The organism is Bacillus sp. FSL K6-1106 (genome assembly GCF_038005245.1).
In the GTDB taxonomy this organism is placed as follows: domain Bacteria; phylum Bacillota; class Bacilli; order Bacillales; family Bacillaceae; genus Bacillus; species Bacillus altitudinis.
The window spans coordinates 1912913-1933197 of sequence record NZ_JBBOSV010000001.1; the positions used below are offsets into that span (position 1 = coordinate 1912913).

The 20285-nt window shown below is 42.4% G+C and carries 21 protein-coding genes; 4 read left to right on the forward strand and 17 right to left on the reverse strand.

Annotated elements, in window-relative coordinates; all coding sequences use genetic code 11:
* Positions 1-125: 125 nt before the first annotated feature.
* The 8 genes from hisIE to MHI20_RS10165 are packed head-to-tail and all read right to left on the reverse strand — an operon-like array spanning position 126 to position 6561.
* The gene (gene hisIE / locus MHI20_RS10130; RefSeq protein WP_138279041.1) at positions 126-755 is read right to left on the reverse strand and encodes a bifunctional phosphoribosyl-AMP cyclohydrolase/phosphoribosyl-ATP diphosphatase HisIE; all 630 of its coding nucleotides are present in this window, start codon (positions 753-755) and stop codon (positions 126-128) included.
* A complete protein-coding gene (hisF, locus tag MHI20_RS10135) occupies positions 752-1510 on the reverse strand; it encodes an imidazole glycerol phosphate synthase subunit HisF (protein WP_024719884.1) in 759 nt (252 codons plus the stop codon). Before hisF ends, hisIE begins: the two co-directional genes overlap by 4 nt.
* Positions 1507-2244, reverse strand: coding sequence for a 1-(5-phosphoribosyl)-5-[(5-phosphoribosylamino)methylideneamino]imidazole-4-carboxamide isomerase (hisA, locus tag MHI20_RS10140; protein ID WP_041091644.1), 738 nt, complete (start codon positions 2242-2244; stop codon positions 1507-1509). The genes hisF and hisA overlap by 4 nt, the downstream gene beginning before the upstream one ends.
* Complete coding sequence (gene hisH / locus MHI20_RS10145; RefSeq protein WP_256688735.1) at positions 2241-2879, reverse strand: imidazole glycerol phosphate synthase subunit HisH; 639 nt, start codon at positions 2877-2879, stop codon at positions 2241-2243. Before hisH ends, hisA begins: the two co-directional genes overlap by 4 nt.
* On the reverse strand, positions 2879-3463 hold the full coding sequence (gene hisB / locus MHI20_RS10150; RefSeq protein WP_045033998.1) for an imidazoleglycerol-phosphate dehydratase HisB: 585 nt from the start codon (positions 3461-3463) through the stop codon (positions 2879-2881). Before hisB ends, hisH begins: the two co-directional genes overlap by 1 nt.
* Positions 3460-4749, reverse strand: a complete 1290-nt coding sequence (gene hisD / locus MHI20_RS10155; RefSeq protein WP_340937971.1) for a histidinol dehydrogenase — start codon at positions 4747-4749, stop codon at positions 3460-3462. The genes hisB and hisD overlap by 4 nt, the downstream gene beginning before the upstream one ends.
* On the reverse strand, positions 4746-5393 hold the full coding sequence (hisG, locus tag MHI20_RS10160) for an ATP phosphoribosyltransferase (RefSeq protein ID WP_007500071.1): 648 nt from the start codon (positions 5391-5393) through the stop codon (positions 4746-4748). Before hisG ends, hisD begins: the two co-directional genes overlap by 4 nt.
* On the reverse strand, positions 5386-6561 hold the full coding sequence (locus MHI20_RS10165) for an ATP phosphoribosyltransferase regulatory subunit (protein WP_327878483.1): 1176 nt from the start codon (positions 6559-6561) through the stop codon (positions 5386-5388). Before MHI20_RS10165 ends, hisG begins: the two co-directional genes overlap by 8 nt.
* Before the next feature lie 230 nt (positions 6562-6791).
* Between MHI20_RS10165 and MHI20_RS10170 the strand changes: the two genes are divergently transcribed.
* A complete protein-coding gene (locus MHI20_RS10170; RefSeq protein ID WP_338705812.1) occupies positions 6792-7583 on the forward strand; it encodes a C39 family peptidase in 792 nt (263 codons plus the stop codon).
* A 77-nt stretch (positions 7584-7660) separates the two neighbouring features.
* Here the strand turns inward: MHI20_RS10170 and MHI20_RS10175 are convergent, their stop codons facing one another.
* The 8 genes from MHI20_RS10175 to hprK all read right to left on the reverse strand — a co-directional run bounded on the left by MHI20_RS10175 (position 7661) and on the right by hprK (position 13475).
* Positions 7661-8293: a DsbA family protein gene (locus MHI20_RS10175; RefSeq protein ID WP_058336960.1), complete on the reverse strand. Its 633-nt coding sequence runs from the start codon at positions 8291-8293 to the stop codon at positions 7661-7663.
* Between the two features lie 56 nt (positions 8294-8349).
* Positions 8350-8991, reverse strand: a complete 642-nt coding sequence (locus MHI20_RS10180; RefSeq protein ID WP_035389623.1) for an NAD(P)-dependent oxidoreductase — start codon at positions 8989-8991, stop codon at positions 8350-8352.
* A gap of 87 nt (positions 8992-9078) precedes the next feature.
* On the reverse strand, positions 9079-9507 hold the full coding sequence (locus MHI20_RS10185; protein WP_024719891.1) for an Rrf2 family transcriptional regulator: 429 nt from the start codon (positions 9505-9507) through the stop codon (positions 9079-9081).
* A 69-nt stretch (positions 9508-9576) separates the two neighbouring features.
* Positions 9577-10095: an acyltransferase gene (locus tag MHI20_RS10190; protein ID WP_024719892.1), complete on the reverse strand. Its 519-nt coding sequence runs from the start codon at positions 10093-10095 to the stop codon at positions 9577-9579.
* Between the two features lies 1 nt (position 10096).
* Positions 10097-10747, reverse strand: a complete 651-nt coding sequence (gene ppaX, locus MHI20_RS10195; protein WP_017357895.1) for a pyrophosphatase PpaX — start codon at positions 10745-10747, stop codon at positions 10097-10099.
* Positions 10744-11688 (reverse strand): nucleoside recognition domain-containing protein, encoded by a 945-nt coding sequence (locus tag MHI20_RS10200; RefSeq protein WP_113746945.1) that lies wholly within the window; start codon positions 11686-11688, stop codon positions 10744-10746. Before MHI20_RS10200 ends, ppaX begins: the two co-directional genes overlap by 4 nt.
* Before the next feature lie 18 nt (positions 11689-11706).
* The gene (gene lgt, locus MHI20_RS10205) at positions 11707-12531 is read right to left on the reverse strand and encodes a prolipoprotein diacylglyceryl transferase (protein WP_035701537.1); all 825 of its coding nucleotides are present in this window, start codon (positions 12529-12531) and stop codon (positions 11707-11709) included.
* A gap of 11 nt (positions 12532-12542) precedes the next feature.
* Positions 12543-13475, reverse strand: a complete 933-nt coding sequence (gene hprK, locus MHI20_RS10210; RefSeq protein WP_003212943.1) for an HPr(Ser) kinase/phosphatase — start codon at positions 13473-13475, stop codon at positions 12543-12545.
* 176 nt (positions 13476-13651) lie between these two features.
* On the opposite strand from hprK, the gene nagA reads away from it, so the two are divergent.
* From nagA to MHI20_RS10225, 3 genes are read left to right on the forward strand one after another with little or no spacing between them, the layout of a single operon-like run.
* Positions 13652-14842 (forward strand): N-acetylglucosamine-6-phosphate deacetylase, encoded by a 1191-nt coding sequence (gene nagA, locus MHI20_RS10215; RefSeq protein WP_340937994.1) that lies wholly within the window; start codon positions 13652-13654, stop codon positions 14840-14842.
* Positions 14842-15567, forward strand: coding sequence for a glucosamine-6-phosphate deaminase (nagB, locus tag MHI20_RS10220; protein WP_340937996.1), 726 nt, complete (start codon positions 14842-14844; stop codon positions 15565-15567). Before nagA ends, nagB begins: the two co-directional genes overlap by 1 nt.
* A gap of 18 nt (positions 15568-15585) precedes the next feature.
* Positions 15586-16311, forward strand: coding sequence for a GntR family transcriptional regulator (locus MHI20_RS10225; RefSeq protein ID WP_041507821.1), 726 nt, complete (start codon positions 15586-15588; stop codon positions 16309-16311).
* Between the two features lie 26 nt (positions 16312-16337).
* Here the strand turns inward: MHI20_RS10225 and MHI20_RS10230 are convergent, their stop codons facing one another.
* Positions 16338-20192 (reverse strand): metallophosphoesterase, encoded by a 3855-nt coding sequence (locus MHI20_RS10230; protein WP_340937998.1) that lies wholly within the window; start codon positions 20190-20192, stop codon positions 16338-16340.
* Positions 20193-20285 lie beyond the last annotated feature (93 nt).

The window sequence follows — 20285 nt, forward strand, 5'->3', positions numbered from 1 at the left end:
CCCTCCATTTCGAACAGTGTACCGTGTGTAGTATAACATACTTCATGAGTCGTCACATAGAACAAAAGGAAAGGAAGGATTTGTTTTTCATTTAAAAGCAAAAAGCCGGGGGTACCCCCAGCTTTTCATTCCCCTTGATGGCGCTTTTTCAATACCTTTAATACATCATCGAGAGGCAGCTGCTGTTCACGTAATAACACAAGAAGGTGATACAGGAGATCTGCTGTTTCCCATTTCAATTCTTCTTGATCACGGTTCTTCGCCGCAATGATCACTTCAGAAGCTTCTTCCCCTACCTTTTTCAGGATTTTGTCGACTCCTTTTTCAAAAAGATAGGTCGTATAAGCTCCTTCTGGCATTTCCATCTGCCGTTTCGCAATGACCTGTTCCAGTTCATTTAAAATGGCAAAGCGGTCTTGTTCTCCCCTTGGCTGTTTCACGCCATCTTCTGAAAAACAGCTATAGCTGCCTGTATGGCAGGCTGGGCCGCTTGGTGTCACTAGAACAAGCAGGGCATCTTGATCACAGTCATAGCGAATAGATGTAACACGCTGGGTGTGTCCAGATGTAGCTCCTTTGTGCCAAAGCTCATTTCTCGATCTGCTAAAAAACCATGTTTCCCCTGTCTCTAATGTTTTTTCATAGGATTCTTGATTCATATACGCCAAAGTAAGAACTTCCTTGCTTTGAGCATCCTGTACAATGGCAGGAATGAGACCTGCATCATTAAAGATTAATTCGTTTGCCTGTTTCATCTTACCTTCACCCCGTGTTCTTTCAAATATGTCTTCACTTCTTGAATGGAGGTTTCTTTATAATGGAAAATAGAGGCTGCGAGTGCGGCATCAGCTTCACCTTTTGTAAAAGCCTCCAGCATATGCTGCGCATTGCCAGCACCTCCTGAAGCAATAACTGGCACTGTGACTGCTTCTGATACAAGCCTCGTCAAACGATGCTCAAAGCCCGTTTTCTCACCATCGGCATCCATGCTAGTCAGCAAGATCTCGCCTGCTCCTCTTCGCACGGCTTCTTTCGCCCAGTCACTCACTTCTAAATCCGTTTGACGGCGTCCTCCGTGCGTATAGACCATGTATGCTTGTTTCTCTTCATCGTATTTCGCGTCAATCGCAACAACTATACACTGTGAACCAAAAAAGTCGGCTCCTTCTGTTATTAGCTCCGGTCTTAAAACAGCCGCTGTGTTCACAGACACCTTGTCTGCCCCCGCTCTTAATATACGCTTCATATCATCAAGATGGTTAATCCCGCCGCCCACCGTGAACGGGATAGCGAGAGTGGATGCCACTTGTTTGACCACATCCACCATTGTTTTTCGGCCTTCATGAGAGGCAGATATATCAAGAAAGACGAGTTCATCCGCACCTTCCTCGTCATAGATCTGCGCTAATTCGACCGGATCACCAGCATCCTTCAACCCTAGAAATTGGATCCCTTTGACCACACGCCCTTCCTTTACATCAAGACATGGAATGATTCGTTTTGTCATCATATGCTGTCAAGCCCTTCAAACGCTTCTGCTAAAGTAAATTGCTTTGTGTACAGCGCCTTGCCAATGATTGCACCAGACACACCTGTCTGCTTTTGTGCTGACAGCTTTTGCAGATCACCTACTGCACTGACACCACCTGAGGCAATGACTTGTTTGCCAGTTGCTTCTGCTAATCGAACCGTACTTTCCACATTTGGACCAGACAGCATGCCATCCATTTGAATATCCGTGAAAATGAAGACCTCTGCGCCTTCCTTTGCCAGTTCCTTACCGAGTTCCTCCGCCTTCACTTCCGACGTTTCAAGCCAGCCTTCAGTCGATACAAAACCGTTTCGTGCATCAATGCCAATGGCAATTTTCTCTCCATATTGCGCCAGCATTTTTTTCACAAAAACCGGGTTTGACACCGCTGAACTGCCAAGAATGACTCTCGATACGCCATTGTTTAAATAAAATGCAACATCTTCTTCTGTACGAATGCCGCCGCCAATTTGGACATTCACATCTAATGAGGAAGCAATCGCCAGCACATGCTCGTGATTCACGCGTTTCCCTGCTTTTGCGCCATCTAAATCAACAAGATGTATCCATTTCGCTCCTTCATTTGCAAACCGTCTCGCCATGTCTAACGGTGAATCTCCATAAATGGTTTCTTGGTCATAGTCTCCTTGCACAAGTCGTACACATTTGCCATTTCTCATATCAATTGCTGGATATAATGTAAAATCACTCATTTGCTCACCCTCTGTTCGTTTGCTAATTGAATAAACTGTTTCAGCAGTGCCATTCCTGTTGTACTGCTTTTTTCAGGGTGAAACTGCGTTCCAAACACATTCCCCTTTCCAACAATGGCAGGTACTTGAACGCCATAGGGCGCACTTGCCAATAGATCTTCTGGATTCATGCCGCTCACATAATAAGAGTGAACAAAGTATACAAATCCTTCCGGCACACCGTCAAATAATGGTGACGGCTGATGAAATGTGAGCTCATTCCAGCCCATATGAGGCACCTTCAGCCTTTGTCCATCCGAATCACGATCCTTCAAAAGAACGACACGCCCTTTTAAAAGGCCTAACCCTTTTGTTTTACCTGCTTCTTCACTTTCTTCAAACAACAACTGCATGCCAAGGCAAATGCCAAATAACAGCTTTCCTTCCTGCACGACTTGGTGGATAAACGCCTCAAGTCCTGTCTCTCTTAACAGCTGCATCGCATCACGAAACGAACCGACGCCTGGCAAAATATACGCATCTGCCTTTTTCAGCTCCTCTACTTCAGAAGACACGATATAAGAAGCCCCTGCTCGTTCCAGTGCTTTTGATACGCTAAACAAATTCCCCATTCCATAGTCAATGACGCCAATCATTAGAGCATCCCCTTTGTCGACGGAATCCCTTTCACACGCGGATCAATGGTTGTTGCTTCATCTAAGGCGCGTGCCATCGCTTTAAAAATGGCTTCAATCATATGGTGGGTATTGGTTCCATAGTGAACGATCACATGAAGATTGATTCGTGCTTCAAGGGCAAATTTCCAAAGAAACTCATGAACCAGCTCCGTATCAAAGGTGCCGACCTTCTGACTCGGGAAATCAGCTCTCATTTCCAAATGAGGACGATTGCTTAAATCAACGACGACTTGGGCAAGTGTTTCATCCATTGGAACAAAACTAGAGCCGTAGCGCTTAATTCCTTTTTTATCCCCGAGCGCTTCTTTAAACATCTGTCCAAGCACGATGCCAATATCTTCTGTTGTGTGGTGATCATCGACATCTGTGTCTCCTTTTGCATTTACAGATAAGTTAAAGTGCCCATGCTTTGTGAATAAGTCGAGCATATGCGTCATAAAAGGGACATCTGTTTGAATATCTGCTTTTCCTTCACCATCAATCTCTAGCGCTAACGAAATGTTCGTTTCATTTGTCTGTCTCGCTGTTTCCGCCTGTCTCATTCTGATTCCTCCCGCTTTCTCGCTTCAATCGATCTTGCATGTGCTTCAAGCCCTTCTAATCTTGCAAAAGCCGCAATGCTTTCGCTATGTGTTTCAAAAGCTTCTTTGCTATATGAAATGATGCTCGTTTTCTTTTGGAAATCCGTGACGCCAAGCGGACTGGAGAATCTTGCTGTCCCGTTTGTTGGCAGCACATGGTTCGGTCCTGCGAAGTAATCCCCTACCGGCTCTGGGCTGTAACGCCCTAAGAAAATCGCTCCAGCATGCTTGATTTGACCAAGTAGTGATTCTGGATACGCCGTCAGCACTTCTAAATGCTCTGGGGCTAACTGGTTCACGATATCAACTGCACGATCCAAGGATTCTGTCACGTAAATATGGCCATAGTCTTGAATAGATTGTGCTGCGATTGATTTCCTTGGCAAAGTGTCCAGCTGCGCTTGCACCTCTGCTTGCACTGCTTCAGCCAATCCTTTAGATGGTGTCACCAAAATACTAGATGCCAATGCATCATGCTCTGCCTGTGAAAGCAAATCAGCTGCCACCTCATGTGCGGTTGCCGTTTCATCTGCTAAAACAGCAATTTCACTTGGGCCCGCAATCATATCAATGTCTACTTGACCAAATACTTCCCGTTTGGCAAGTGCTACATAAATGTTTCCTGGACCGGTGATTTTATCAACAGGCTGGATACTGTCCGTTCCATATGCAAGAGCGGCTATCGCCTGAGCACCACCCATTTTGTACATTTCTGAAATGCCCAGCTCATTCGCTGCTACTAGTACAGCGTCAGACAGACGACCGTCTTTTCCTGGCGGTGTCACAAGGACAATTCGCTCAACGCCGGCAACAAGTGCCGGGATCACATTCATTAAAACAGATGATGGATAGGCGGCCGTTCCGCCTGGGACATATACACCGACCGCATCGAGCGGTGTTACTGTCTGACCTAGCATTGAGCCGTCCTTTTGGTGATAAAACCAAGAGGAGGTCAGCTGACGCTCGTGGTATGTTCGAATATTTCGGATCGCTTTTTGGATGATTTGGATCATCTCCGGGTCCAAACGTTCGTAGGCTTTTGTCTTTTCATCCTCCGTCACAAGTGGCTGTTCAATAGAGACACCGTCAAATTGCTTCGTGAAAGACCGTACCGCTTCGTCACCATTTTTTCTCACTTCTTCGATTATTCGCTGAACAGCCAATCGCTGCTCTTCCGTTCCTGTATCTAGAGAACGCTTGAGTGAGAGAGTGTCTGTCTCACCTTCTTGTATGTAGGTGATGTTCATGATGTTTCCTCCCCTTCTCCTTCGATGATTCTTGCCAGACGCTGCGCCATTTCATCGATTACCGCATCCTTCATTCGATAGCTCACAGGATTGACAATAAAACGTGACGTAATGTCACAAATATGTTCCGTTTCGACAAGCCCATTTTCCTTAAGTGTTTGACCGGTGGAGACAATGTCAACAATTCGATCGGCAAGTCCGATGAGCGGTGCTAATTCAATGGAACCATTTAGCTTAATGATCTCCACCTGCTCACCTTGTTCTCTAAAATAAGAAGAAGCGACATTTGGGTACTTTGTAGCCACACGCGGCGCGACACCGCCCCAGCTGGCTCCCGGCAAGCCCGCTACAGCTAAATGACATTTGCTAATGTTTAAATCGAGCACTTCGTACACATCCCGTGCTTCTTCAAGCATGACGTCTTTCCCTGCAATGCCCACATCTGCTACACCGTGCTCTACATATGTCGTCACATCCATTGGCTTCGCTAAAATAAAGCGAAGATTTTCTTCCGGTACATCAATGATTAATTTTCTTGAATCTTCGAATTCCTCCGGCAGCTGATATCCAGCCTGTCTTAATAGCCCTGCTGCTTCTTCAAATATCCGCCCCTTTGGCATTGCCATTGTCAACACTTTACCCATTTTGCTCTTCCTTTCTAGCGCCGATAAAATAAGTCACTTGCTCAAATGCCTTGGTCATGGCATCAATATTTTCAATACCCGCTAAGTCTTGGAGAACAATCCTTTTGCCCTTTGTCCGCTCTTTTTCTGCAAAATCAAATGCTTCAAGCCGCTGTTCTTTACTAAAAATCACAGCCTCTTGGGGCTCATTTATTTCTTTTGCGTCGAGTGCCTCAAGAAGACGGTCTAATCGAAGTCCGAAGCCTGTAGCGGGTGCGGGTGCATCAAAGTGAGCAAGCAATTGATCATACCTTCCTCCACTTCCGATCACAGACCCAACGTGATCTGCAAATACTTCAAACAAAATCCCCGTATAGTAGCTCATATGACTAACCATGCTTAAATCCAAACGGATATATTCTGTACAGCCGTAATCTTCAAGTGTCTCCCACAGCGCCTTTAACTCCGCAAGTACTTCTTTGCCCTCTTGTGACACCACAATTTCTTCAGCCTGCTGGGTCACTTCTTGACCGCCGCGCAGCTCTAAAAGCTGGAGTAGCCTTGTTTTATCGATGGATGAGAGCGGCAATTGTTTGACATGCTGCCTGTATCCCACATAATTCTTTTCATATAAAAATCGGCGCAATACGTTCGCCCGCTCTGTATTCCCTAGTACATCTAAAAACAAGGTCTCAGCCAAAGCCACATGCCCGATCGCAATTTTGAAGGATTGAAGTCCAGCATTTTTTAATGCAAACACGACAAGCGCTATGACTTCAGCATCTGCACTAATCGAACCATCACCGATCAACTCAATACCGACCTGCTCAAATTCAGAAGGTCTTCCCCCTTCTCTTTCCTGTGCCCGAAACACGTTGGCTGCATAACCGACTCGAAGCGGATACGCCTGTTCGTGAAGCTTTGAAGCCGCCACTCTCGCAATTGGTCCCGTCATATCAGGTCTAAGCACAAGGGTTTGACCATTTTGATCAAGAAGCTTAAACAGCTGCGTATCTGTAATCGCCGATTGAACACCGACTGTATCGTAAAATTCAAGCGTTGGCGTTTCCATTAAACGATAACCCCAACCATTGATGACCTCTGTTAAAGAATGCCTAACTCTTTTCTTCGTCTCATACAATCCTGGTAATGAATCTCGCATACCATATGGTTTTTCAAACATGAACATGTTCCGCACCTCCAACACATTAAAACAAAAAATTCCGAATCCTTTAGTTCGCTAATATGATAATATGCTAACAAAATAAAGTAATTAAATCAATCATTTTTATTTTCCCCTTTTTTTCCTTAATCATTTGTTCATATATTACATTAAAATGACACCTAATCCTTTTTGATCTCTTTGCTTTAGGAACATGCTATAATACTTAAAAATATTGAATAACACAGGAGATTACAGTGAAATTCATCCAGACATTAATCTTAACTTTGTTGTGCGCTTGTCTTGTTTATTTCGGCTTTATTTACGTTTCACAATTCGACCAAGTCAAGAAAACAACGTCACCGCAAGAAGCCAAAGAAAAAGAAAATGATACCGCACTAGCCGCAGAAGAAACACGTACTACGAAAAAAACAGAAACGACACACTCTAGTTTAAAAGGAAATAAAAAAGCCATGGACGTCATCCTCTTTAATCAAATGGATGCACCAAAGCTTTATAACGGATGCGAAGTCACGAGCTTAGCCATGCTTCTTCATTACAGCGGCTATGAGCATATAACGAAAAACGCATTGGCAAACGAGATTAAGCGTGTCCCGCTCAATTATGAGAATGGCTTAAAAGGAGACCCTCATGACGGGTTTGTAGGCGATATGGAGAATGGACCAGGTCTTGGTGTGTACCACGAACCCATTTATCAGCTTGCGAAAAAATATGTAGGTAATCAAGCCGTTGACTTAACCGGCAAGCCAGTCAAAAAGGCCATCTATCAATCACTTGAAAAAGGTTATCCTGTCTGGGTCATTACCACTTCGACCTTCGCCAAAACAGATAACATTGAAACATGGAATACACCAAATGGGAAAATAGATATCAGCTTTAATATGCACAGCGTGGTCATCACAGGCTATGACAAAGATCATGTCTACTTAAATAACCCATACGGAGAGAAGAATCAAAAAGTCGATCGTGAACAGTTTGAGGATTCTTGGAAACAGATGGGCAGCCAGGCGATTATCATTAAAGCATAAACCACTTCTCCCATTGAGAGAATTTACACATGCATCAAAAACATCCTCCATACGAATGGAGGATGTTTTTGAATGATTTATTTTGTTAGTATTTCCTTCAGACGGTCTTCAAGCTTTTCAGCCGTCATCGCACCCCCACCAAGGCTGATGTATTCATCCCCTTTTTTTAGTAAAAGTGTAGGATAGCCATTCACGTTCAATTGCTGAACCTTTGCAAAATCGGCATACGCATCATTGATCGTTTCTGTCTCCTTCATTCGTTCAACTAATACATCAGGGTCAAGTTGGTGTTTCATAGCGATATCTCTATAAGTTTCTTCATCACTTAGGCTTTTTCCGTCTTGATAAAAGGCCTTTTGCATAGATGAAGCCAAATACAATGCACGCTCTGGTGCGATGGATCTTAATGCAGAAAATCCAATTGCAGCAGCCTCAGAGTCTAAAATGAATGTTCCGTTTTCTAGCAACTCTTCGTAACGGTCTCCAAATTCGACACCTGTCAGCTGACTGATACGCTCATTTGCTTCTGAAATGTGTGGATAATTCTTTATCGGTAGACGACGCTCTCCTACAAATAAACCGCCCGATACAAGTGTCAGTGGTATCTCAGGGTGATTTTCGTGTAAAGCACGGATGCTGTTGGAAAATCCATAACACCAGCCACAATACGCATCCCATACATAGATGAAAGATTTTTCTTGATCATTCATAAGACAGACTCCTCACTCATCGTTTTTTAGCGACAATGAAACGCATGTTATTCTACTTATTCTGCTTCAGAAACCACAGTAAATCGTTCTCCAACATGAGCAGCTTGTTCTATCTCATCGACAAGTGCAACGGCGTAGTCAGCATAACTCACATAGCTGTCACCCTTTGAATTGACGATAAGATGGTCTTTGCCTTTCACATAAGCACCTGTCCGTTTGCCTGCTGGATTAAAGAAGGCTGCTGGACTTAAAAATGTCCATTTTAATCCTTCGGTCTTTTGAAGATCTTTTAAGTTTTCTCCTTGGTGTGAAGCAGTAGCAAAGTATTCCTTTGGAAACTCCGGTGTGTCCATCAGTCTAGTTGTTTTGGCCTCATCTACAAATAAACTTCCAGCACCTCCCACAACGATTAAACGCGTTTCTGGTGTCTCTTTCAAGAGATGAATGAGTTTTTTCCCTGCTTCTACATGAAGGTGCTCTTGTCCTGCTGGTGCACCAAATGCGTTTACGATCACATCAAAACCTTTGACGTCTCCTGCCTCTAAGTGAAAAACATCCTTTTCTAAAACAGCTGCTGATGAATTGGTCACTTTTTGTGCATCTCGAACGATTGCCGTTACTTCGTGCCCTCTCGATTGAGCTTCTTTTAAAATGTGTTGTCCTGCTTTACCTGTTGCGCCAATGATTCCAATGTTCATGTAAATTCCTCCTACAATATATTGTTATTTTGATCACTTAAGATGTAACCACTATAGTTACAACAGAGGTAAAAAAAATTGAATAGATCATCCAATTTTTTTGATTAAAACCTGCGTTAGTTCACTTAATTTGATCTCAGCAAGCACTTGCTCCATCGCACTTTGAGCACGGCACAAAATTAATTCTAGTACAGCTTGAATATTTGCACCGATCGGACAGTCAGGGTTTGGGCTTTCATGAATTTGAAACAACTCTCCCTCATCCACAACTTCAACCGCTTTATACACATCGAGCAGTGTCATGTCATCTTCACTGCGATTCAATTGAGAACCGCCTTTGCCAAGACTCGTTGAGATTAGGCCTGCTTTTTTGAGCTTACTCATGATACGGCGAATCACCACTGGATTTGTATTGACACTTCCTGCGATATCCTCCGATGTCTGTAAAGAACCTTTTTCAAGTGATAGCAAGGCCAGAATATGGACAGCGACAGTAAATCTGCTGCTGATTTTCATGTTTTCTCACCTCTGTTGTAATCATTATAGTTACACCAAGTTAGAATGTCAACAAAAAAGTCTGCCGAGCTACTCAGCAGACGAAGATTGACGTGCTTCCATTTCCTCTTTCGTATAAATCATCCGCATTGGATTTCCTCCAACAAAGGAGCCTGCCGGAACATCTTTGTTCACAAGAGTTCCCGCCGATACAATCGCACCATCACCAATTGTCACTCCAGGTAGAATCGTTGAATTTGCTCCGATTAACACTTCATCACCAATATAGACTTCCCCAAGCCTATACTCTTTAATCAAATACTCATGGGACAAAATGGTCGTGTTATAGCCAATCACACTATTTCGACCGACAGTGATTTTCTCAGGAAACATGAGATCGACCATCACCATTAAAGCAAACGCCGTATCCTCCCCGACTTTCATTCGAAGGAAGGTGCGATAAATCCAATTTTTCATTCCCATAAAAGGCGTATACCTTGCCATTTGAATAAAGATAAAGTTTTTCACAACCTTGAGAAAGGGGACCGTTCGATAGACTTGTCTAAGCGAATTGACCCCTTTGACAGGATAACGATCTGTTTTTCTCAACTTAATCAGCTCCAACAATCGCCAAGAGATCACTCATTTTCTGCAGCATATAATCTGGGCGATGCTTTAACAGGGCTTCTTCTCCCTTAATAGACCAAGCAACACCTGCTGTTTTCGTCCCTGCCGCTTGACCAGATAAAATGTCGTGATAGTTATCGCCAACCATGATCGCCTCATGCGGATCACTGCCGAGCTTGGATAATGCCAGCTGGACTGGTTCTGGATGCGGCTTTTCATTTTGTACATCATCAAGTGTGACAATGACCTCAAAAAATGGCTCCAATCCAGTCAGCTTTAATCCCATTAAGACCGTATCACGGATTTTTGTTGTCACAATACCAAGCTTAAACCCTCGATCTTGGAGGATTTTCAACGTGTCTAACACCGTCTCGTACTCCGTCACAAGCAGGTCATGCTGTTCATGATTAAACGTTCGATACATCTGAATCATGTCATCTGTCAGATTCGGATCCATTGCAGAGAATGTATCAAATAATGATGGACCAATGAAATGAAGGATATCCTCACGGCTGTATTGACCAGGGTAATAATGATCAAGCGTATGCTGAAATGAAGCAATAATTAATTCATTTGTATTAATTAATGTGCCATCTAAATCAAATAGCACTGTGTTAATAGTTGATTGGTTCATATAGCTTCCTTTCTAACAGCTGCATGTTCCCGCCTCCGCCAAATATAGCTGATGGCAGCTGTCAATAAAATAGCAGAAATAAGTCGAATAAGAAGAAGCGGCCAGACTGGAATACCTAAAGGAATGAAAATGAGTGTATCTTCGACCACCGCATGACACGCCACAAGGAAAATGAAAGCAAGCGTTAAATCCTTTTTGCTGACACCGTCCTCTTCCACTGCTTTCATCATGACGCCTGCCCCGTAGGCAAGACCAATGGTCAAACCAGCCACCATCGTCATAGACGTATTTTCTTTCATTCCAAGCATTCTCGTAAAAGGAGACAGCCATTTAGACAGCGTATGGAGCCACCCTAAGTCTCTCATGAATTGAATGATGATCATGAGAGGAATGACAATACAAGCCAGCTGCAGCACACCAAGAACAGCTTTCTGTAAAGCAAGAAGTACGATCATAAACCAGCTAGAAGGCACATCAGCCGACTGAGCAGCTGTCAGCAAACCATATTGCGCCGGTTCCTCGCCTCCCTGCCAAACGAGGTGAATGACAATTGCTGACACGACGGCAAGACTGATTCTCACCAGCAAAATGACAGACACCCGCAGCCCAACCTTCGCCGCCACTGTTGATTCGATGATCAAGTTGTGACAAAAAGAGAGCATGACCGCTAAAATGAACACTTCCTTCACAGGCAGCTCTAATGTCAAGATGGCTGCAATACCCGCATACAAGTTCAGCATATTTCCTAAAACAAGCGGAATAGCCGCTTCCCCTGAAAGACCAAACAGGCCCATAAATGGACGGATGAATTGTATAATCCAATCCATCACAGGTGTATGCTGCAAGATACTAACGAGAATGGTAACCGGAAAAATGACTTTTCCAAGTGTCCAAGTTGTCGATAACCCTGCTTTCAAGCCGTTTTTCCATGTCTCCCCCATCTCTTATCCCCCTTGCTCTTAATTTGATGAGTTGTTCTCTTTATACGGTATAGATGCATATCCCTTGATTCTTCTAAACACAATCAGCAAAACAGCCACTGCAAATATGGCAATTGAAATCATCTGTGCAATTCGAAGGTGCTCAGTCAGCATTAAGCTGTCTGTTCTCATTCCTTCAATGAAGAAACGACCGATTGAATACCAGATTAAATAAGACAAGAACATTTCGCCTCGACGCAATGATGTTCTACGTAATAAGATTAATATCAAAACGCCTGCGATATTCCATAATGATTCATATAAGAACGTAGGGTGATAGTAGGTCCCGTCAATGTACATCTGATTAATAATAAACTCAGGCAGGTGCAAATTTTCTAAAAAGGCTCTTGAAACAGCCTCACCATGCGCTTCCTGATTAATAAAGTTCCCCCAGCGCCCGATGGCTTGCCCTAGTAAAATACTAGGCGCTGCGACATCGGCGATTTTCCAAAAGGACACCTTCCTCACTTTAGTAAAGACAATCGCTGTCAGCACCGCTCCTATCAGTCCGCCATGTATGGCAATTCCGCCATTCCAAATCTTGATGATTTCATTTGGGTGCTGCTGATAATAATCCCATTCAAAGGATACATAATAAATTCGTGCACAAATAATGGCGATAGGAATGGCAAATAAGATGAGATCAATAAACATATCTTTATTGATGCCTCTTTTTTCACACTCCCTTAATGCGAGCCAGAGTCCAAGCAGGGCTCCGACCCCAATAATCACACCATACCAATGAACCGAAATAGGTCCGAGCTGAAAAGCAATCGGATCAATTGGTTGAATTGCTTCATTCATATAGACAGCTCCTATTCATCCTGGCCATTGTCTTCAATGACATCGGCAAGTTTACTTGTAAATTGTTCCGCTGCATTATGTCCCATTCGTTTCAATCTGAAGTTCATTGCAGCTACCTCGATGATGACCGCTAAATTTCGTCCCGGACGTACAGGGATGGTCAGCTTTGGTACATCTGTATCGATGATCCGCATTTTTTCTTCTTCAAGTCCTAAACGGTCATACTGTTTGCCTTGTTCCCAAAGCTCAAGGTTCATAACAATCGTAATTCTCTTATAGCTTCTGACAGCGCCCGCTCCAAATAAGGTCATCACATTAATAATGCCTAATCCACGGATTTCTAGAAGGTGCTCAATCAGCTCTGGTGCGCTTCCAACTAACGTATCCTGATCCTCTTGCCTAATTTCCACGCAATCGTCTGCAACCAGCCTGTGTCCTCTCTTCACTAATTCTAAAGCCGTTTCACTTTTACCTACGCCACTTTTTCCAATTAACAGCACACCTACACCATATACATCTACGAGTACGCCATGAATCGCAGTCGTTGGTGCAAGCTTGCTTTCTAAGAAGTTCGTTAATCGACTCGAAAGTCTTGTCGTTTTTAAGCTTGAGCGTAAAACCGGCACTCCATTTTCGTTTGATGCTTCGATCAATTCCTTTGGTACTTCACGATCTCGTGACAAAATGATGGCAGGGGTAATATCTGTACAAAGAGACATCATTCTCTGCTTTCGTTCGCGTTCTGGGAGCTGTTCAAAAAAAGAAAGCTCTGTCTTCCCTAAAAGTTGAACTCTTTCTTTTGGGTAATATGTAAAATATCCAGCCATTTCAATACCTGGTCTGGAAAGATCACTGATTGTAATGGGACGATTAATCCCTTCTTCCCCACTTACCAGTTCAAGATGAAATTGTTCCATTATGTCCTTCGTACGAACTTTCGGCACGCTTCTTCCTCCTTTTATCGCAGGCGTTTCAGAAATACAGCTCTATTTTATCACTTTCAATGATGAACCCAAAATAGTATTTTATCCTGATCCTGTTTCATCACATTTACTGGTATAGACAACTATACTTAAAAAAGGTAAACTGAATCTAATGACGAGAATAAGGGGGCACAATCATGAGCAGTTCTTTATTGCTCTCCAATATTCATATTGTGACAAAGACAGAAATCATTGAAAACGGTTTTGTCGGTTTACGCGATGGCAAGATCGACTATATTTCAACATCACCGCCGACAGGAAATTATGAAAAAGTATATATTTCCCGGGAAAACTTTTATTTACTCCCCGGAATGATTGATATTCACATCCATGGGGGATATGGTGCAGATATGATGGATGCGACACCAGAAGCCATGAATACACTTGCTGATCACTTACCCGCAGAAGGAACGACAAGCTTTTTAGCAACAACCATTACACAAAATCATCAAGAGATTGAGCAAGCACTTAAAAATGTCGCACAGTGGAGACCCTATAATAAAAAGCAGGCTGGAAGTCAGGCACAATGTTTAGGCATTCATCTAGAAGGTCCTTTTATTTCTAAAGATAAAGCTGGAGCGCAGCCTGCTCAATGGATTACACAGGCTAACCTTCCTCTTTTTGAGAAATGGCTGAGTGCATCAGATCAGCTGATTCGAATTGTCACTTTTGCACCTGAGGAAGATACTGATTTTGCATTTCTTTCCCTGCTAAAAGAAAAAAATATCATTCCTTCTATTGGACATACAAATGCTCCTCATGACATGATTGAACTAGCAGCAAAGCACGGCGCGCGTCATGTCACGCATCTTTATAATGCGATGAGTTCATTTCAGCATCGTGAGCCAAATGTTGCAGGGGCTGCGCTTACAAACGAAAAGCTTTTGACTGAGCTGATTACAGATGGCATTCATTCACATCCTCTTTCCGTAAAGCTTGCGTATTTGGCAAAGGGAAGTGAACGTTTGATCATGATTACAGACTCAATGCGTGCAAAAGGACTTGGAGAGGGAACCTACGAATTTGGCGGACAGACTGTGACAGTCAGCGGTGAAAAAGCATTGCTGGCAGATGGAACACTTGCAGGATCGATTTTACAAATGAAAGATGGGGTCAAACGTATGAGACAGATCACACAATGTGAATGGACAGAAATTGCTCAAATGACCTCAACAAATGCAGCCACTCAGCTCGGGATCGATCATCAGCTCGGTTCGATCGAAGTTGGAAAACTGGCAGATTTGGTCATTTGGGATGAATCTGGCGAACTCATGATGACGATCTGCCATGGACAAATCGTTTATGAAAAAAAGGAGGCCACACACTGATGAACATCATCGAATTTGCAGATAAAGATCAATTAGGAAAAGCAGCAGCTGCTTTCATTGCACGTACCATTGAATCAAAAACAGATGCGGTTCTCGGTCTGGCAACTGGCGGTACACCAATTGACACTTATAAAGAGTTAATTCAGTTGCATCAAACAGAACAATTGTCTTTCAAACAAGCAAGAACAGTGAATCTGGATGAGTACGTGGGAATTGATCCAAATCATGAAAATAGTTATATGACTTACATGAAGCGTCATTTATTCGACCATATCGATCTCCCATCAGATCAATATTTCCTCCCCAATGGTGCTGCTTCTCACTTGGAAGAAGAGTGCTTAAGGTATGATCAGCTCATTGAAGATTTAGGGGGCATTGATCTTCAGCTACTTGGCATCGGACAAAATGGACATATCGGGTTTAATGAACCTGGTACTCCCTTTGACTCAAAGACGCATGTCGTCCAATTAGATGAACACACTCGCCAAGCCAATGCAAGGTACTTTTCTTCTATAGATCAGGTACCTACACATGCCATTACAATGGGAATTGCAAGCATTCTTTCAAGTAAAAAAATTCTCCTTCTCGCATCAGGAAAATCAAAAGCGGACGTGATACAATATTTAGAACGAACAGAGATTCACCCAGACTTCCCTGCATCTGCTCTGAAACTTCATGAAGATGTGACGATTTTTATTGATCGAGAAGCTGGTTCACTACGCTAAACACGAGAGGATTTTCACATGTTTATTGATAAGCAGTCACCTATCCCCATGTACCATCAGATTATGGAGAACTTGAAAAAGCAGATTGAGGATGGAACGTTAGCACCTGATACACTCATTCCTTCTGAAAGAGAATATGCCGAACGCTTTGGTATTAGCCGAATGACTGTCAGACAAGCCTTATCGAACCTTGTGAACGAAGGATATTTATACCGGCAAAAAGGAAAAGGAACATTTGTTAGCCGAAAGAAGTTTGAACAACCGCTTCAAGGCTTAACAAGCTTTACAGAAGATATGCGTCAACGTGGGCTCAAAGCTTCAAGTCAGTTGATTGATTTCAAAAAAGTCGCATGCCCAGAGCACTTGCTGCAATCATTACAGCTGTCGAACAGTGAAGATGTCTATGAATTAAAACGAATCCGCCTTGCAAACGATGAACCAATGGCTATTGAAACGAGTTATATTCCTGAAAAATTTGCTGGCGAGCTCACAAAGGACCATTTAACTGGATCTTTATATGAATATATAGAAGCGAACACAGGTCTAACCATTGCCCATGCCAAGCAGGAGCTTGAAGCCAATGTTGCTTCAAAGGAAGAAGCTAACGTGCTGTCTATTTCATTAGGGGACCCTGTTCTCTCCATTGCAAGAACAACTTATTTTCAAAATGACCTTCCATTCGAGTATGTCATGTCCGTTTATAGAGGGGATCGATACAAGCTCACTCACACAATGGAAAGATAAAACTGTGCTCCTGAAAGCACAGTTTTTTATTTCCTAAGAAATGTTGATTGATCATCATTTTTTGTATTAATTTTCCATATAGGCGAGATCGCTTTCCCTTCGAAACGGTCTTTTGCGACAGTGTACCAATAATATTCTTGATTTGGCTTTAACCCTTTCCATTCAAAGGTTGCTTTTTTACCACTTTTCACACCTTTGACTTCTCCAAGAAGAACGTTTGTGTAGACATTCAATTCAAAATAATTGGTTTTAACGGATTTCATTTTTGGTGTTAAATCGACATCAATTGAAAATTCATCTTGATCTCCATACGTTTTTGGATCATAAAAATGTTCTTGATTCAAGTAGGGTGAGTATGTGGTGAAATGAAGCTTATTTTTTTCTTGATCCGCAGTGATCAGCCGCATAAAACCTTGACCGCCTTCAGGACCTGACTGGTAATCTGCAAGGATTTGATATACTTTTCTGTCCACTTTTCCATCATGATCATCGTCAATCTCATCTACTTTTCGACTGGCTCCGTGGTAGTGGCCACTAAATACTGCGACAATATTCGGGTGACGCTTTACCACTTGATGGAAGATCAAATCTCCAATTGGGCTTCGATTGCCGCTCACTAACAAATACTCATGGAAATTTAAAATGACAATGCGATCTGGATGTTCAGAAATGACTCGATTTAACCAGTCAATCTCATTTTGCTTGATCCCCCAGCCCATATACACCATCATATAATCATTGCCACCAGCAGAGATAAGATCATAATGACCTCGATTGTTTTGATAGGATTCACCGTAATATGGCTTGTCTTCAAAGCGTTTCGCTCCAAAGTATCTCCCATATTCCCTATAATGGCCGTCTTTGTGTCTGACATCATGATTACCAGCTAATACACCGTAAGGAATCTGATGCTGATCTAACACACGCATAAATGTATCGGCACGATTCCATTGCTTATCCTTTGAATCATCCACAATATCACCTGTATGGAACACATATTGAATATTTAATGGGTCCCTTTGATCTCTGATCCACTCGACCATTTTTTTGAAGATATGAGGATAACTTCTGGCATAATATTGAGTATCAGACATCCACACCATCTTATAAGGCTTTAACGTCTGACTGATCTCATCTTGTACAAGCAAATCAAACGTTTGATTTTTCATATACTGTCTGACTGACAGCAGCCCTTTTAGGTAAAATTCCTTTTCATCCTTGGCAAAGTGATGAGTGATTTTATCCCACTTTTCTTGCTGATGATTCCAAGCGTACATCGTTACCTTTCTCCCTGATAATGAGCTTCCTTTCCATACAGCCTCGACAACATCCTTTTCACGTACATCGTGATGAACCTTGATTTGAAAGCGATGATAAGGAAAATGCTGTAGATCTTTCGTTTCCACTGATTTACCATCAGCAAATGCAATGCGATTTCTTTCTCGATTAGAAAAAATCATTTCCCCTGTTTCATTTAAATGTTTTGGCGGCTCTGTTTCCGCTGCATATTTGAAAATCTTCATGGACGGATGCAGCGATGTATATTGATAGGCACGGTAAAAGGAGTAATCTAACTGATCATTAGTAGGATCATTGGTTAGCACTGTTTGCTTAGATGATTCCTTTTTTGTCCTATCTGACACTCTCTCTGGCGTTTCAGGGTGTTCATGTACCGTCTTAAAAACCTTTTTCAAAGTTGATTTGTTTCCAGCGGCATCTTTTGCTTTTATCTTCAATGTGTGTTCTCCAGGTTCTAATTCGCTAGAGGACGTTTGATAAGGCAAAGAGATCGGTTTTCCATCTAAAAACGCCTTCATCTCCGCTATGTCACTCCAACGATCCGTCACCTTTGCCTTTAACGTAAAGACGCCTTTATATTGGTCATTTGCCTGTATATTACTCTTGATTTTCGGACCCGTGTTATCGACTTTCACACGTACAGATTGAGATTCGTCTGCGGTTTTAGCCTGAACAACATGTACTCCTTCTTTCAGCCTTCTTGTATCCCACTGAATATAGCTTGAAGCATATGCCTGCTTCGGGATTTGAAACTGAAATGCTCTTACCTTCTTAGCGCTGCCACCGTCGCCCATTTTCCATTCCTCATGCTGGCTCGCATTTAGAGGCAGAATTTGAGTTCCATTCGATAAAATCATCTGGACATTTTTCAATTCAAAATCATCGTGATTTTCTCCAGGAAATCGGTCAAACGGCGATGACTTCGTCCCAGCATGAAATGATATCGTTTGTGGACCTGCCTTTTCTAAGTGTTTTTCTGGTATTGGTATCGTATAGGTGCGATACACTTTTGTCGAATCATCAAAAATGGAAAGTAAGTGCTTACCTATAGACACACCATTCTTAAAATATAAATTTGTCCCTTTGACATCAAATGCAAGATATGGATCTGCTTCAAGTGCAGGGAATACTTGTCGAATCGGTTTTCCATCTATCATTAATTTTATGCTTTTTTTCTGATCTGCTGTTGCTTTTAAGTGAAATACGCCAGAAACCGTATCTCCTTCTTCTACATTCAATCGAAGGCCGTGAGCTTTGCTTACTTGTTCCACATCAATTGTTTTTTTCATTGTCATTGCTTGATTTTCGCCGTCAGACGCTTCAATCTGATATTCCAATCGATCTTTACCGATGAGCTCAGGTGAATAAATAATATAGTGAAACAGCCGATCATTATGATCCTTTTGAAGCAGCACCTCTTTAAAATCTTCATGACGATTGGTTCGATATCGCAATTTGACCGTTTTGACGGACTGATCATCCTGCACATCTGCTCTCATTTCAATGCCTTCAGTTGGTTTTATCGGTTGATTGTCTGTCATATCTTCGATCACAGGTTTATGAACATCTTGTGATATTTCTTTTTTTTCAGTTGGAATTTGTGCTTTTAACACTTTTCCGGGTGTTGGCTCTTCCTCCACTTTCGAGATCAGCTTCATTTGTGTCGTACCATCCATTGGATACTTGAACAGTAACGATCTGTGCTCGCTAAACAATGAAGGCTTTAAACGATAGGATGCCGACGATACCTCTTCTCCTATATTTGTTGTGATAGAAACAAGGCGGGATTTAGAATTGGACAATCCTTTACTCTCAATGACCGATAGTTGCTCGCCCTCTTTTAAATGGCTTTTGTACATCGCATTAAAGTCCGCTACCGTTAAATGCTCCTGCCCTTTTTTTCTAAGCCAAAATACGTACGGCTTTCCAGGAGAAATGGTGATAGTACTTGTGTGAAATGAATATATATCATCCATCTCCACGCCTTGTGATGGATTGCGATAGCGAAGCTGGTAATGTCGAAGTGAAATGGGTGCATGAGTTGTGTTATACACCTCGATGAATTCAAAAGCATCCTTGCCTTTGCGGTTTTTTGAATTCACGACGATTTCTGTCATCAATAGCTCAGGAATTTGTGAGAGATCCTCTTCAAATCCGTTTAAGTGAACTGCTTGTTCGGTTGTTTTGATGACAGACTTCTGCGTCAGGAATTCTGTATAGTAATGAACTGTTGGATTCCACAATTGATCTGTCGGGATTTTCGCTGTGAATTCTGGTTTCATCCCCGGCAATCGTTCCATTGGGATCAATCGATATCCTAGCTCATCACTCTGTTTATAGTACAAGTTTGCAGACAAAATTTGCTCTGACTGACTAATAGATGCCCTAAATTGAAGATCACGTTTTTTTCCTTGAACCGGACGGACATCTACTTGAAATTGATCAAAGATAAAAGGTGAAAAGGGCTTATTTCGTATGTTCACTTGTGTTTGTGTCAAAGATCCTGCTGAAGCAGGCTGACTGAAACAAAAAAGAATGCTCAAAAAAAGGAAAAGAATGATTTGTCTGCTCACATTCACCATCGTGCACCGCCTCCCTTCGGATATTGTGTCTCCTGAAGACGGTTTTTATGACAGATGGAACGGGGAAACGATATAAATTCACACAAAAAAACC

What these genes read in the sequence shown, in the direction of transcription:
- hisIE (WP_138279041.1), bottom strand. Translation starts at nt 755, where the DNA reads ATGAAACAGGCAAACGAATTAATCTTTAATGATGCAGGTCTCATTCCT.
- hisF (WP_024719884.1), bottom strand. Translation starts at nt 1,510, where the DNA reads ATGATGACAAAACGAATCATTCCATGTCTTGATGTAAAGGAAGGGCGT.
- hisA (WP_041091644.1), bottom strand. Translation starts at nt 2,244, where the DNA reads ATGAGTGATTTTACATTATATCCAGCAATTGATATGAGAAATGGCAAA.
- hisH (WP_256688735.1), bottom strand. Translation starts at nt 2,879, where the DNA reads ATGATTGGCGTCATTGACTATGGAATGGGGAATTTGTTTAGCGTATCA.
- hisB (WP_045033998.1), bottom strand. Translation starts at nt 3,463, where the DNA reads ATGAGACAGGCGGAAACAGCGAGACAGACAAATGAAACGAACATTTCG.
- hisD (WP_340937971.1), bottom strand. Translation starts at nt 4,749, where the DNA reads ATGAACATCACCTACATACAAGAAGGTGAGACAGACACTCTCTCACTC.
- hisG (WP_007500071.1), bottom strand. Translation starts at nt 5,393, where the DNA reads ATGGGTAAAGTGTTGACAATGGCAATGCCAAAGGGGCGGATATTTGAA.
- MHI20_RS10165 (WP_327878483.1), bottom strand. Translation starts at nt 6,561, where the DNA reads ATGTTCATGTTTGAAAAACCATATGGTATGCGAGATTCATTACCAGGA.
- MHI20_RS10175 (WP_058336960.1), bottom strand. Translation starts at nt 8,293, where the DNA reads ATGAATGATCAAGAAAAATCTTTCATCTATGTATGGGATGCGTATTGT.
- MHI20_RS10180 (WP_035389623.1), bottom strand. Translation starts at nt 8,991, where the DNA reads ATGAACATTGGAATCATTGGCGCAACAGGTAAAGCAGGACAACACATT.
- MHI20_RS10185 (WP_024719891.1), bottom strand. Translation starts at nt 9,507, where the DNA reads ATGAAAATCAGCAGCAGATTTACTGTCGCTGTCCATATTCTGGCCTTG.
- ppaX (WP_017357895.1), bottom strand. Translation starts at nt 10,747, where the DNA reads ATGAACCAATCAACTATTAACACAGTGCTATTTGATTTAGATGGCACA.
- MHI20_RS10200 (WP_113746945.1), bottom strand. Translation starts at nt 11,688, where the DNA reads ATGGGGGAGACATGGAAAAACGGCTTGAAAGCAGGGTTATCGACAACT.
- lgt (WP_035701537.1), bottom strand. Translation starts at nt 12,531, where the DNA reads ATGAATGAAGCAATTCAACCAATTGATCCGATTGCTTTTCAGCTCGGA.
- nagA (WP_340937994.1), top strand. Translation starts at nt 13,652, where the DNA reads ATGAGCAGTTCTTTATTGCTCTCCAATATTCATATTGTGACAAAGACA.
- nagB (WP_340937996.1), top strand. Translation starts at nt 14,842, where the DNA reads ATGAACATCATCGAATTTGCAGATAAAGATCAATTAGGAAAAGCAGCA.
- MHI20_RS10225 (WP_041507821.1), top strand. Translation starts at nt 15,586, where the DNA reads ATGTTTATTGATAAGCAGTCACCTATCCCCATGTACCATCAGATTATG.
- MHI20_RS10230 (WP_340937998.1), bottom strand. Translation starts at nt 20,192, where the DNA reads ATGGTGAATGTGAGCAGACAAATCATTCTTTTCCTTTTTTTGAGCATT.